This is a genomic window from Streptomyces lonarensis, assembly GCF_012033735.1.
Classification (GTDB): Bacteria; Actinomycetota; Actinomycetes; order Streptomycetales; family Streptomycetaceae; genus Streptomyces; species Streptomyces lonarensis.
Map to the genome: position 1 here is coordinate 18,454 of NZ_JAAVJD010000042.1, position 12,623 is coordinate 31,076.

The window sequence follows — 12,623 nt, forward strand, 5'->3', positions numbered from 1 at the left end:
CTCATCGCGTGACCTCCTTCATCAGCTGGTCCCAGTCGTCGAGGAAGCGGCGCACCCCGTACCGCGCCAGGGCGGCGGCCCGGGCGCGCCGTCCGTCGCGCGCCGCACGGCCGTGGTCGGCGAGGTAGCCGCGGACAGCCTCGGCCAGCACCTCGGGCCGGTTGGAGACCACACCGGCGTCCGGCGGCACGGCCTCCCGGGTCTCGGTGGTGTCCAGCGCCACGACGGGCATGCCGAGGAACATCGCCTCCAACAGGGAGAGCCCGAGGGAGGTCCAGCGCACCGGGTGCAGGTACAGGCGGCGTTCCGCGAGCGCGTGGTGCAGGCGGTCCTGGGGCAGTTCGTGCGTGCGACAGCGCGCGGCCGGCAGCCCCAGGTGCTCGGCGAGCCCGGCGGTGCCCATACCGAAGACGTCCAGTGGCGCCGAGCGGGCGAAGTACGGCAGGAGGTCGGTCCCGGTGGTGCGCCCGCGCCGGACCGGTTCGTTCACGACCACCGCGGCGCTGCCCGTCCGGCCCGTCCACAGCGGGCCGGGGTCGATCACGCCGTGTTCGATGGCCGTGGTGGGGGCGCGCCCGTTGTCCCACATCAGGCGGTTGAAGTGGGTGACGTGCACCAGGGGCACGTCATCGCGGTCCGCCAGCGGGTGCCGTGTCCCGACGGCGGTGCCGTCCGGCGCGTTGTGCTCGACGTAGACTGCGGGGAGGTCGGTGCCCGGGCGGCGTCCGGTCCAGGCGTGGACCAGCTCCGCCTCGTGGGGACGCTGCAGCACCACGAGGTCGATCTCCGCGGTGCGCAGCGCCTCGGGGGTGACCTCCCGCACCGTGGCCGGCCACTCCCAGGTGGCGGCGCGCCCCCGGCCGTCGGGGCCGCGGCCGGGGGTGACGGGCACCAGGTAGGTGTGGTGGCCCTGGACGAACGAGGTCGTCCAGGAGCCGTGGACGTGCCAGATGAGCACTCTCATACGGTCTCCTCGATGAGCTTGCGGACGGCCAGCGCCACGTCCTGGGGTGTCACCTCGTTGAGGCAGGGATGACCGGGGACGGGGCAGCTCCGGGCGCGGCTCCCGGCGCACGGCGCGACCGGGTCGCCCAGCAGCACGGTCGGGACCCCGAACGGTGCCCACCGCTCGGCGGGGACCACGGGGGAGAACAGCGACACGACCGGGGTGCCCACCGCCGCGGCCAGGTGCGCGGGGCCGGTGTTCCCGCAGACGAGGGCGTCCGCGTAGTGCAGCACCCCGGAGAGCGTGCGGGGAGTGGTCCGCCCACCCAGGTCCAGCGCGGCCGAGCCCGCGACCCGACGGGTCAGCTCGCGCTCGCCGGGGCCGCCGGTGACCACCACTCGATGGCCGTCGTCGGCCAGTCGCCGCACGGCTGCCGCGCAGCGGTCCGGGCTCCAGGCGCGGGCGGGCGCGCTCGCCCCCGGATGCACCACCACGTACGGCCCGCAGCCCGTGAGGGTCGAGGTGTCGGGGACGGGAAGGACGCGGAGCCGCCCGTCGTCGCCCGCCGGTAGGGGGAAACCGGCGGCCGCCGCGGTGTCCAGGGCGGCCTCCGCCTCGTGGCGGCCGGGGCGCCGGCGGTGGCGGACGTCCAGCAGCGCGCCGGGGTGGTCGACGCTCTCCGCGGTGAGGTGGCCCACCCCCGCCATCCGCAGCAGCAGCGCTGTGGGCAGCGGGCTCTGGTGGAAGGAGGTCAGCACCACACCGGCGTCGTGGCCGCCGGCCCGTACCCGCGCCACGAACCCCTCCACGTCCGCCTCGGCGACCGACGGCGGCGCCACCCCCTCCCACGGGGCGCGCCACAGCAGCACCTCGTCGACGCCCGGCAACAGGCGCGCCGCGGGCTCCCCCGCGGGCCCGCACACCACGGTCACGCCGGTGGCACCCGCGGCGACGGCGCGGATGGCGGGGCCCGACAGCAGCACGTCCCCGAAGCTGTCGAGCCGGGTGACCAGCGCCCTCACGAGGCCACCTCCTCGCGTCCGAGGACGGCCCGTACCGCCGTGAGCAGGTCCGGCGCCGTCCACCGTTCCTGCTCCACCTCGGCCGGCAGCGTCGCGGCGTTGGGGACGAGCACACCGCGGGCGCCCGCCGCGCGGGCGGCCAGCACGTCCGCCCCGATGTCACCGATGACGGCGCACCGCTCGGGCCGCACCCCGAGCCGCCGCGCCGCTTCCACGATCAGACCGGGACGCGGCTTGCGACAGGGGCACAGCTCCCACGGGGCGTGCGGGCAGTACAGCCAGACCCCGAGGCCGCCGAGGAGCCGGTCGGCCCGGTGGTTGACACGCGCCACCTCCTCACCGGTGAGGCAGCCCCGGCCGATCCCCGACTGGTTGCTGACGACCCCGGTGGGCACCCCGGCCTCACGCAGCAGCGCGACGGCCGCGCGGGCGCCGGGCAACAGCCTCACCCGGTCGGGGTCGCCGTTGTAGGGGACGTCGACGACCAACGTGCCGTCGCGGTCGAACAGCACCGCGGACACCGGGTCGAAGGCGCCGGCCACGCCGTTCACGCGGCACCACCGTCCCACGCCGCCGCACGGCGGTGGCGCACCCCGCCCGCGCAGCGATGCCAGACCGCCAGTGGGGGGATCAGCACGCTGGTGACGAGCATCGTGGCGATCTCCTCCCGGCTGCCGGGGCCGGGGGCGATGCGCGCCACCGCGAACTCGGCGGTCCCCGCGGCCCACAGCGCGCCGAGGAGACCAGCGGCGACGCCGCGTCCGGCGACAGCGCAGCCCAGCGCGGCGGCGCCGAGCCCCGTCACGGCGAGGTGGGTGCGCAACCGCCCCCGGGGCGCTCGGGCCCGCCGCCACCAGTCCGCCCCGTGCAGCCGTGCCATCAGGGCGTCGTCGGCGTTGCCGCGCTGGGCCCGCAGCGAGACCCACCGGTCGGCGGGGCGGACCGGGTGCCGGGTGAGCCGGCGTCCGCGGTGCAGCGACCAGCCGGCGTCCAGCACCCGCAGCGCCAGGTCGGCGTCCTCCCGGAAGGCGCGGGGGAACCGCTCGTCGAACCCTCCGACCGCCCGCAGCGCGGCGGTGCGGTAGGCCATGTCGGCCGTCGCCCACGCGGCGTCGGCCAAGCCGGCGGTGCCGCGTTCCCAGTCGGTGGGCGGCCGGTCGCGGGGGAGGGGCACGGCGAGCACACCCTGCACGCCCCCCGCGTCCGGGCCGAGGGCCGTCAGGTCCTCGGCCAGGCGGTGCGCCCAGTCCGGTCCCACCTGCACGTCGTCGTCGAGGAAGACCACCCAGGGTGCGGAGACGGCGCGCCAGCCGGCGTTGCGCGCGGCGGCCGGGCCGCGCCCACCGGTGGCCACCACGCGGACCGGGAGCAGCCCCCCGCCCGGGAGCGGCGGCGCCTGCGGGGCGGCGGGCCGGTCGTCGACCACCACGACCTCCGCCGGGCGCGGCCCGCTGCATCGTGCCAGCGCCACCAGGCACGCGACGAGGCTCGGCCGCCCGACGGTGGGCACCACCACGGCGTACTCGGGTGCCGCGCTCATCGGAACACCTCTGCCCGGCGGACGGCGAACGGTCCGAGCGCGAGCAGGTCCACCGGGGCGGAGCCGAAGCATTCCAGCGCGTCGCGCGGGTCGTCGACCATCGGACGGCCGGCGGTGTTGAGACTGGTGTTGACCACGACCGGCAGGCCGGTGCGTCGCTCGAACGCGCGCACCATGCGGGCCACCAGGGGCTCCTCGGCGGGGTCGACGGTCTGGATGCGTGCGGTGCCGTCCACGTGCACGACCGCGGGCAACCGCTCCCGCCAGCCCGGCGCGACGTCGTGCACGAAGAGCATGTAGGGGCTGGGCAGCGGGCCGTCGAACAGCTCGGCCGCCCGGTCGGCCAGCACCATCGGTGCAACCGGCCGGAACTCCTCCCGGCCCTTGACCGCGTTGAGCCGGTCCAGGTTCGCGGCGTGCCCGGGGTGGGCGAGCAGCGACCGGTGGCCCAGGGCCCGCGGCCCGAACTCGGACCGCCCCTGGAACCAGGCGACGATGCCGTCGTGGCTGAGTTCCTCCGCCACCGTCTCGGCGATGTCCGCCGGCTCCTCGTAGGGGACGGCGGCGCGTTCCAGCCACCCGCGCAGCTCCTCGTCGCTCCAGCCGCGTCCGAGCGCTGCCGTGGGCATCGGCGCGACGTCGTCCTTCTCCTGGGCGACGTGCAACGCGGCCCCCAGGGCCGTGCCGGCGTCGCCCGCGGCGGGCTGGACCCAGACGTGCCGGAAGGGCCCCTCGCGGAACAGCCGGGTGTTGGCGACGCAGTTGAGCGCCACGCCGCCCGCCAGCGCCAGCGCCTCCTCGCCGGTGCGACGGTGAAGGTCCGCCGCCAGGTCCAGCAGCACGTCCTCCAGACACCGCTGGGCGCTGGCGGCCAGGTCGGCGTGGGGCGCCGTCCACGGCGCGCCGGGCGGGCGCCGCTCCGCCAGTGACGCCCAGGGCACGGGGCGGGCGGTGAACCCGCCCGAACCGTCGGCGTGGACGTACCGGGAGAGTTCCGCCGCGTAGCGGGGGCGGCCGTGCGAGGCGAGCGCCATGACCTTGAACTCGTCGCTGCTGCGCAGGAACCCCAGGTGTTCGGTGAGGTCTTCGTAGAAGAGCCCGACGGAGTCGGGCAGCCGCTGGGCGGAGAGCACGGTCAGCTGCCGGTCGAGGTAGTGGCCCGAGAGATGCGCCCCGCACTCACCCCGCCCGTCCAGCACCAGCACCGCGCAGTCCGGATGGGGCGAGGCCTGCCCGGCGGAGGCCGCGTGAGCGGTGTGGTGGGGGACGAAGCGCACCAGCGCCGGGTCCAGCCCCGGCAGGGCCTCCGCCAGGAACTCGGGTGTGCGCCGAGCGTACTCCTGGCGCAGGGCGTCCCACGGGTCGTGCAGCCCCAGCTCCGCCGCGGGCGCGGCGAGCTGCGGGTCGTAGGAGTAGGCGACCGCGTCGAGGTCCCGGACGTCGAGGCCGGCGTGCTCCAGGCACCAGCGGGCACTCAGCTCCGGCAGTTCCCACGCGGAGAACGGCACCGGTCGCTTTCCGTGCTTGCGGCGGCTGAAGCGCTCCTCCTCCGCGGCGGCGACGACGGTGCCGTCCACGACGAGGGCGGCGGCGGGGTCGTGGAAGAGGGCGTTGACTCCGAGGACACGCATGGCACCTCCGTCAGGGCCTGGTTGTCGCGGGCAGCGCCGGGTCGGCCGGCCGGTGGTCGGACGGTCCGGCGCCGGGCAGGCCGGCGAAGTGCGCGATGGTGCGCTTGACGCCTTCCTCCCAGCCGATCGCCGGTTCCCAGCCCAGCAGTTCACGGGCAAGGGTGGTGTCCGGCCGGCGGCGGCCGGGGTCGTCGACCGGGCGTTCCACGAACGTCAGGGACGAGGCCGAACCGCTCAACGCGATCACCCGGCGGGCGATCTCGGCGACGGTGACCTCGTCGGAACCGCCGATGTTGACGGGCCGGACGGCCTGGCTGGCGGCAACCCGCAGCACCCCGTCGACGGTGTCGTCGACGTAGCACAGCGACCGGGTCTGGCTGCCGTCACCGGCAACGGTGAGCGGGAGCCCCGCCAGCGCCTGCGTGATGAAGGTGGGCACGGCGCGGCCGTCGCCCGCCCGCATCCGCGGGCCGTAGGAGTTGAAGATGCGGACGATGCCGCCGTCGAGCCCGGCCGACCGCGTGTGCGCGGTGACGAGCGCCTCGGCGAACCGCTTCGACTCGTCGTAGACGCTCCGCGGCCCGACCGGGTTGACGTTGCCCCAGTAGTCCTCCCGCTGGGGGTGCACCAGCGGGTCCCCGTAGACCTCGGAGGTGGAGGCGAGGAGGAGACGCGCCCCGTCCCGGCGGGCGACCGCCACCGCGTGGCGGGTCCCCAGGCTCCCGACGTCGAGGGTGGCCAGCGGGTGCGCGAGGTAGTCCACGGGGGAAGCCGGACACGCGAAGTGCAGGACGAGGTCGTACGGGCCGTGCATGGCCTCGACCGCGCCCTCCCCGGCGACGTCGCAGCGCACGAACCGGAACCCCGGGCGTCCCTCGAGGTGGGCGACGTTCTCCCGGGTCCCGGAGAGCAGGTTGTCGACGCAGTCGACGTCCACTCCCGAATCCAGCAGTCGCTCGCACAGGTGCGAGCCGAGGAAACCGGCACCGCCGGTCACGACGGCACGGCGCCAGGGCACCGGTGGCGGGGTCATCGAAGACATGGGTCGGCCTCTCCTCCGCGACGACGCCCCGGGGGGGCGATGGGCGGCCCGTCAGCCACGCGCTCAGCGGCGCGGCACGCCCGGGACGGCCGCCGACCTCGCGGGACCGCCCGGGTGAGGGCGGCCCGTCGAGTTCCCTGCCGAGTACGCTTCACACGTCGAATCCGACTGTGGCCGCGCACCACCCGAACGGCGCAGGGCGGCGTCGCAGCACGGGCGGACACCCGCGGCCCTCGGCCTGCGCCGTCGGTACGACGGCGCCCGGCGCGCTGCCGTGCCCGGGTCAGGGGCGGGCCGCGCCGCCCGCCGCGGGAAGCGCCGCCAGGTAGTCGCCGAACCCGTCGACCGCGCGGGCGCGCAGCCGCGGCGACGTCAGCACCGGGCAGCCGTCGGTGCGCAGCACCCGGTGCCCGCCGTGGACGAGAGCGGTGACCAGGGCCCGGTCCTCGCCGCTGACGACCGGTGGGAAACCCCCGACCGCCAGGTAGGCGGCCGCCCCGAACCCCAGGTTGGCGCCGTGCACGTGCGGGTGGTCCCACGGCCGGTGCCCCGCCGGGCGCCCCGCCTCGTACCGGACCCGGTGCGGCTCGGCCAGCGGCGACCCGGCCGGAAGGGCCACCGTGCCCACCACCGCGTCCCACCCGTCGCGCGCGTGCCCGAGGTGGTGGGCGATCCAGCCGGGGGGCACGATGCTGTCGGCGTCCGTGGTGAGGACCCGCAGCCGCGTCGCCGGCACCCCGCAGCGCCGCAGCGCCGCGCGCACCCCCGCGGCGCGTGCCGCCCCGGGGTTGCGGCGGTCGATCGTGACGACGTGGGCCCCCACGGCGCGGGCGACGGCCGCGGTGCGGTCGGTACAGGCGTCCGCGACCACCACGGTCTCGGCGTGTGTACCGGCGAGGGCCGGATGACGCGCGGCCGTCGCCACCGCGGCCAGCGCGACGGGCAGCAGGGTCTCCTCGTCGTGGGCGGGTACCACGACGGCGAGTGCGGCGACGCTCACACCAGGCCCTCGCGCGCAGCGACGCTCGGCGGACGCCGGCGGCCGAGCGCCGGCCGCTGGTGCACCTGCAGGACGAAGTCCTCCTCGCGGTGGTCGGCCAGCAGCGCGAGCCCCGGCGCGTCGGCGAGGCGGTCGGCGACCTCCGAGCCGCGCATCACGTGGTCCGCCACCGGGTGGTCCCAGTGCACCGTGACCAGCGCCCCGTCCGGTTCGAGGGACTCCACCGCGCGGCGGACCAGGACGTCGAAGGCGGAGGTGTCGAGGTAGTAGAGCACCTCGGAGAGCACCACCAGGTCGAAGCGGCCCTCCGGCCACTCCTCCGGCAGCACCCGCCGCTCCACCGTGACGCCGCGCAGCTCCGCCGTGCGGCGCCGTGCGGTTCCCACCGCGGCGGCGACCCGGTCGCACGCCAGCAGCCGGTCGCAGCGTCCCGCCAGACCGCGGGTCAGCTCCCCGACGGAGCAGCCGGCCTCGAACGCGTTCCGGTAGCGCTCCCCGGGCAGCGAGGCGAGCGTCAGGGCGTACTTGCGGCGTTCGTACCACCGTTCCGCCAGCCCCCACGGGTCCTCCGCTCGGCGGTACATGGCGTCGAAGTACTCGTCCGGGGTGGGGGAGCGGCTCATCGGAGCACCAGTTCCGTGTCTCGGAGGTGATGGGCGAGTTCCTCGGGCGGCAGGACGGCGGCGTCCGCCGGGTCGGGACCGAGGTCCGCGATCTGGCTCGTGAAGCAGCGGACCGCGGCGGCCTTGGCGGCGCGTGCCGCCGGCGGCAGGTCGATCCGCGCCGCGCGGTCCCACGGGACGCGCGGGTCCCCCGGGCGCGCCCAGTGCCACATCCACACCGGGTAGTACGCGCACGCCGTGCCGGTCACCGCGGCGGCGGCCGCGGCAGCGCGGCCGGCGGCCTCGTGGTCGCCGTGCCGGTCCTCCGCCCACGGTGCCAGGCAGAGCGCGGTGTCCCGCAGCAGCGGCACCAGGCGGTGCGCCAGCTCCTCCTCGTGCCGCGCGACGGCGGTGTCGGGGAGCCCGAGCCGGAGAGCACGGGCGTCCGCCGCACCCAGCGCGGCCAGCGCGCGCCGCAGCTCGCCCGCCCGCACCTCGGCCAGCTCCGCCGGGGTGATCCGCCGGCTGTCCGGGTGGGAGCGCTCGCCGTCGGTGAGCGTCACCACCGTGAGCTCCACCCCGGATTCCACGAGCAGGCACAGGGCGCCGCCGACGCCGAGCACCTCGTCGTCGGGGTGGGCGGCGACCACGACGACCCGGCCGGCGTCGGGCAGCGGGAAGGCGGGGAAGTGCGGCCACCGCTCCCAGGACCGCCAGCTGGACTCCGGGGTGCCGGGCGCCTGGATCAGGTCCGCCGGCTGCCGCTCCGGCAGCGGCGACGTCACCGGCCCGCTCCGTTGCCCGCGATGAGGGCGCCGAGCGCAGCGAGGTCGCGCTCGGCGTGGTGCTGCCGCACGTAGACGGTCAGGTCGGCGGCGGCGCGGGCATGGCGCGGATGGTGGCTCAGCGGGCCGGCGCCGGTGGCGCGCCCGACGTGGTCGAGGACGGCCGAGCAGGTGTCGGCCACCAGCGCCCGGATTCGCAAGGCGCGCACCTCGGCGGTGCGGGTGGCGTCCAGCGGGTCGGCGTCGATCTCGTGCGCCGCCTGGGTGAGCGCGGTCCCTGCCGCGTACAGCCGCACGTCCACCGCCCCGGTGTGGGCGTCGGTGAGCGCGTCCGACCGGCGGGCGGCCCGCTCGCGCAGCACCCGGGCCACCGCGTGGGCCCCGCCGAGCCAGCACGCGGCGACGCCCACCCCGCCGTGGTGGAAGCCCGGCCGGTCCACGTAGGCGCCCGGCTCGCCCACCGGGGCGCCCGGGAGGTTGTCGAAGCGCACGTCGAGGCTGTCGCTCCCGGCCATGCCGATGGCGGGCCAGGTGCCGGGGACGGGGCGGTAGCCGCGGCTCTCCCGCGGCCCCTGGCCGGGCCCCAGGACACCGGTGCGGACGGCGAACAGCCGGTCGCCGTCCTCCGTCGCGGCGGTGACCAGCGCGTGGGTGCAGCTCCGGGCGCCCGAGCAGTAGCGCTTGAGACCGCTCAGCAGCCACTGCGACCCGTGGCGCACCGCGGTGAGGCCGGGGCCCGGGGGCTGCGCCGCCCACACGCCCCAGTACTGGCCGCGCCGTGCGGGTTCCGCGTCCAGCTCCGCCAGGATGGCGAGGGCGTCCAGGTGCCCTTCCAGCAGGCGGGCCGCCCCCAGGTCCTCGCGAGCCGCGTCCGCGAGCAGGGCGAAGCGGTGGTCGGTGCGACCGCCACCCGGGAGGGGCGCCGCTTCGTCGCCCTCGGGCAGGTCGTCCACGGTCCGGGTGAAGGTCCGGGCGGACCGTCGCAGCAGGATGTCCGGGGTCTCGGGCGTCACCGCGTCCGCTTCCTCCCGTTCGTCCGTCGGGACGCCGACGGTCTCACGCATGATGTGGCCTCCTTCCGCCGGCGGTCACCGCCCGGTACCGGGCCCGCGCCGCCGGCGCGGGCCCGGCCGTGCGGCCGCCTTCGCTGGTGGCGGGTGCCCCGGCCGTGGAGTGCAGAAACGGTTCGGCGCCGCCGTGCGCCAATCCTTCGCGGACCGGCCCGGACAGCTTCGTTTTCCGCACCGCACCGCGCCCCACCGGGGGCCCGCACCGCGCCGGGCCCCCGGTGGGGCCGTCAGCGGCCGGTGGCGTCACCGGCCGGCAGCGCGGCGGCGTCGTCCCCGGCGCGGGAGGTGAGCGCGTCGGCGGTCAGCCGGAACTCCTCCATCAGCCGGGCCGCCTCCACGATCAGTACGCCGTAGGGCCGTGACGGGTCGGCGAGCGGCAGATCGTGCTCGCGGGCCGAGGCGGTCACCTCCTGCAGGGCGCTCTCCGCCTCGCCGGCCAGTTCGCACAGCCGGGCGGACTGCTCCTCGAGCCGGTCGGCGTCCAGCTCGGTCAGCAGGTCGGTCACGGCGCGCAGCGTCCCGGTGAACCGTGCGTAGGCGGTGAGCGCGGCGGAGTACGAGTAGGTGTTCTCCTCCTGCCGCCAGCGGTGGAGGCTGCGGGTGAGGGAGGCGAGCTGGTGCACGGCGCGTTCCATCGCGCCCAGCACCCGCCGGTAGCGGGCGAACTCGCGGTGCGGCCGGTGGCTGGGCAGCAGCTTGCGCGGGTTCAGGGCCAGACTGCTCTCGGCGGTCTCCATGCCGGAACGGGCCGCGGCCAGGGAGCGGTGGGCGCGGTCGCTGAGCCGGCACCACCGAGCCGCGCGCTCGGAGTCCACGTCGCCGGTGTCCAGGCCGTCCGCGAGGTCGCCCAGCAGAGTGCTCAGCTCCTGTGCCAGCGTCCGCAACCCGTGCTCCGCACCCCGGTACCGCAGCGGCGGGAAGACGCACAGGTTGACCAGGAGTCCGAAGCCGCAGCCGACGACGACCAGCAGGACGATCTGCCCCAGCTCCGTCGCCCGGCCGACCGTGGACTCGGCCGACAGATAGGCCGAGAAGGCGAAGAAGGCGGCGGTGGCGACCTGGGAGCGCTGCTCGCCCAGAGCGGGCCAGCGACCCAGGGTGAGGGCGAGGAGGGCGACCACCACGAAGGCGATCAGCGACGGGCCGATCAGCAGGACGACCCCCGCCTGGAGCAGCACGCCCGCGATCACCGCACCGGTGTAGCGCGCCGCCTGCCAGAGCGACCGGTGGATGGTGACGTTCATCGTCAGCACCGCCGAGAACGGGGCGAACGCGGGGGACTCCGCGGCGATCACCTGTTCGGCCACCCACCAGGCGGCGGTCGCGGCCAGCGTCGACTTGATCACCAGGAGGGCGGTGTCCCGCTCGGTCCCGCTGGAACTGAGGGCCCGGCGGAACCAGTCCGCCGTCTTCGCGGCTCGTTCTCTCATGTCTCGCGCCTTTCGTACGCGCAGTCGTGGGTCGGGTCGGGTGCGGACCGGCGGCGCCGGGCCTCGCCGCGGTGGTGCCGCGTGCGGACCGCCGGGCCCGCGCCGCCGGCCACCGGCAGGCTCCAGGCGGAGCGGCCGGTTTCACCCGTTCGCCCCATCCCGTGCCCTCCGTCGGCCATGTCATGCCTGCGGTGTTCCGTGCGGCAGGGGAGCGGATGACCGGACGCCCGGATGAGCCCGTCCCCGGCGCGCGGCGCGGGCGCGCGAGGTGGTGACCTCGTGGGCGGGGCCGGGACGGTGTCCGGCGGCGGTCGGTGAGGTGCGCGCCGGGGCGGCAGCGTCCGCTGGTCGCCGCGGGGTGGCGTGCTGCGGCACCCCGCTGCCGGCGGGAGCGGATACGAGCGGTGCCGCGTCGCCGACCAGGGGAGGCACACGCCGGCGGGGGGGGGGGCCGTGGTGCGGCTCCCGCCCCGCCGGGGTGAGGAGTGACCGCCCCATGGGCGGCCGGTGGTCAGCGACCTGTCACGACACCTCTTCCAGGGTGGCGTACCCGGTGGCTGCCGAGGCCGCGGATCGGTCGGCGCCCTCCTGGAGCTGGAAGAGCGAGCCGAAGGGGCGTTCCGCGAGCGGCAGCCGCCACGCCCCCGCCTCGACGCGGGCCGTGTTCGAGACCTTGCCGCGCAGCAGTCTGACGCCGGGCTCGTTGTGCCCGGCGTGCGAGCCGAAGTGGATGGGGAAGGCGTCGGCCGCACGGTAGGCCGGGAGGAAGGCGCGGCGGTAGCGGTCGGAACGGTTGGGGGAGGAGTAGTGCAGCAGCAGCGGGTGGATGAAGACCACGCTGCCCGCGGGCGCCTCGATGGCCACCGCGTCCGACGCCTCGGGTGCGTCGGGCCCCGCGACCTTCCCGCGGAAGAACCCGTCGACGTAGTGGTCGGCGAGGCCGCGCAGGTGGGAGCCGGGCACGGCCTGCAGCGCGGAGTTCTCCGTCGTGGTGTCGTCGAGGTAGAGGAGCGCCGTCACGAGGTCGGTGTTGGTGTGGGGGTAGTAGGCGAAGTCCTGGTGCCAGTCCACCACGCTGCCGACCTGCGGGGCCTTGAGGTGCAGCTTGCTGTAGTGGAACAGGATGTCCGGGCCGATCAGCGCCTCGACGTGGTCGAGCAGGCGGGGGTGCGCGGAGGCCCGCTCGAACGCCTGGTGCTGCTTGGTGGGCGACCAGATCCGGCGGGCCATCCCGTTGTCGCCCGGCTCCACCTCGGCCACGGCGCCGATGTCGTCGACGTTCAGGATCTCGGTGATGGCGTCGTTGAGCTCGGAGACCTCGCGGGCGTCGAAGAGGTGCTCGGCGACGGCGAAACCGTTCTCGCGGTAGGTCTCGGCGAGCGCGGCGGTGCCGGGTGCAGACATGTGCGGGTTCCCCATCCTTGAGTTCGGTGATGTCCGGCTGTGCGGTGGTGGGCGTCCGAGGCGGCTGCCGCTCGCGGAACGCCCCTTCGGCTCGCTCTTCCAGCTCCAGGAGGGCGCCGACCGATCCGCGGCCTCGGCAGCCACCGGGTAC

General features: G+C 76.2%; 12 protein-coding genes. All 12 read right to left on the bottom strand.

What is annotated here, in order from left to right; genetic code table 11:
* Position 1: 1 nt before the first annotated feature.
* Entirely contained in the window at positions 2-964 is a 963-nt protein-coding gene (locus tag HCN56_RS08400) for a glycosyltransferase (protein ID WP_167968870.1), read from the bottom strand.
* Positions 961-1,968: a glycosyltransferase family 9 protein gene (locus HCN56_RS08405; RefSeq protein WP_167968871.1), complete on the bottom strand. Its 1,008-nt coding sequence runs from the start codon at positions 1,966-1,968 to the stop codon at positions 961-963. The genes HCN56_RS08400 and HCN56_RS08405 overlap by 4 nt, the downstream gene beginning before the upstream one ends.
* Positions 1,965-2,519: a D-glycero-alpha-D-manno-heptose-1,7-bisphosphate 7-phosphatase gene (locus tag HCN56_RS26295; RefSeq protein WP_312871131.1), complete on the bottom strand. Its 555-nt coding sequence runs from the start codon at positions 2,517-2,519 to the stop codon at positions 1,965-1,967. Before HCN56_RS26295 ends, HCN56_RS08405 begins: the two co-directional genes overlap by 4 nt.
* The gene (locus HCN56_RS26300; protein WP_245246384.1) at positions 2,516-3,508 is read right to left on the bottom strand and encodes a glycosyltransferase family 2 protein; all 993 of its coding nucleotides are present in this window, start codon (positions 3,506-3,508) and stop codon (positions 2,516-2,518) included. Before HCN56_RS26300 ends, HCN56_RS26295 begins: the two co-directional genes overlap by 4 nt.
* Entirely contained in the window at positions 3,505-5,139 is a 1,635-nt protein-coding gene (locus tag HCN56_RS08415; protein ID WP_167968872.1) for a carbamoyltransferase family protein, read from the bottom strand. The genes HCN56_RS26300 and HCN56_RS08415 overlap by 4 nt, the downstream gene beginning before the upstream one ends.
* Positions 5,140-5,149: 10 nt before the next feature.
* Positions 5,150-6,181, bottom strand: coding sequence for an NAD-dependent epimerase/dehydratase family protein (locus tag HCN56_RS08420; RefSeq protein WP_245246385.1), 1,032 nt, complete (start codon positions 6,179-6,181; stop codon positions 5,150-5,152).
* A gap of 283 nt (positions 6,182-6,464) precedes the next feature.
* Positions 6,465-7,181 (bottom strand): glycosyltransferase family 2 protein, encoded by a 717-nt coding sequence (locus HCN56_RS08425; RefSeq protein WP_167968873.1) that lies wholly within the window; start codon positions 7,179-7,181, stop codon positions 6,465-6,467.
* Entirely contained in the window at positions 7,178-7,804 is a 627-nt protein-coding gene (locus HCN56_RS08430) for an SAM-dependent methyltransferase (RefSeq protein WP_167968874.1), read from the bottom strand. The genes HCN56_RS08425 and HCN56_RS08430 overlap by 4 nt, the downstream gene beginning before the upstream one ends.
* Positions 7,801-8,568, bottom strand: coding sequence for a PIG-L deacetylase family protein (locus HCN56_RS08435; RefSeq protein WP_167968875.1), 768 nt, complete (start codon positions 8,566-8,568; stop codon positions 7,801-7,803). Before HCN56_RS08435 ends, HCN56_RS08430 begins: the two co-directional genes overlap by 4 nt.
* Positions 8,565-9,632, bottom strand: coding sequence for an acyl-CoA dehydrogenase family protein (locus HCN56_RS08440; protein WP_167968876.1), 1,068 nt, complete (start codon positions 9,630-9,632; stop codon positions 8,565-8,567). Before HCN56_RS08440 ends, HCN56_RS08435 begins: the two co-directional genes overlap by 4 nt.
* A 233-nt stretch (positions 9,633-9,865) precedes the next feature.
* Complete coding sequence (locus HCN56_RS08445; RefSeq protein ID WP_167968877.1) at positions 9,866-11,068, bottom strand: FUSC family protein; 1,203 nt, start codon at positions 11,066-11,068, stop codon at positions 9,866-9,868.
* Between the two features lie 522 nt (positions 11,069-11,590).
* Positions 11,591-12,472 carry a phytanoyl-CoA dioxygenase family protein gene (locus HCN56_RS08450; RefSeq protein ID WP_167968878.1) on the bottom strand — a complete coding sequence of 294 codons (882 nt, stop codon included), beginning with the start codon at positions 12,470-12,472 and terminating at the stop codon, positions 11,591-11,593.
* Positions 12,473-12,623 lie beyond the last annotated feature (151 nt).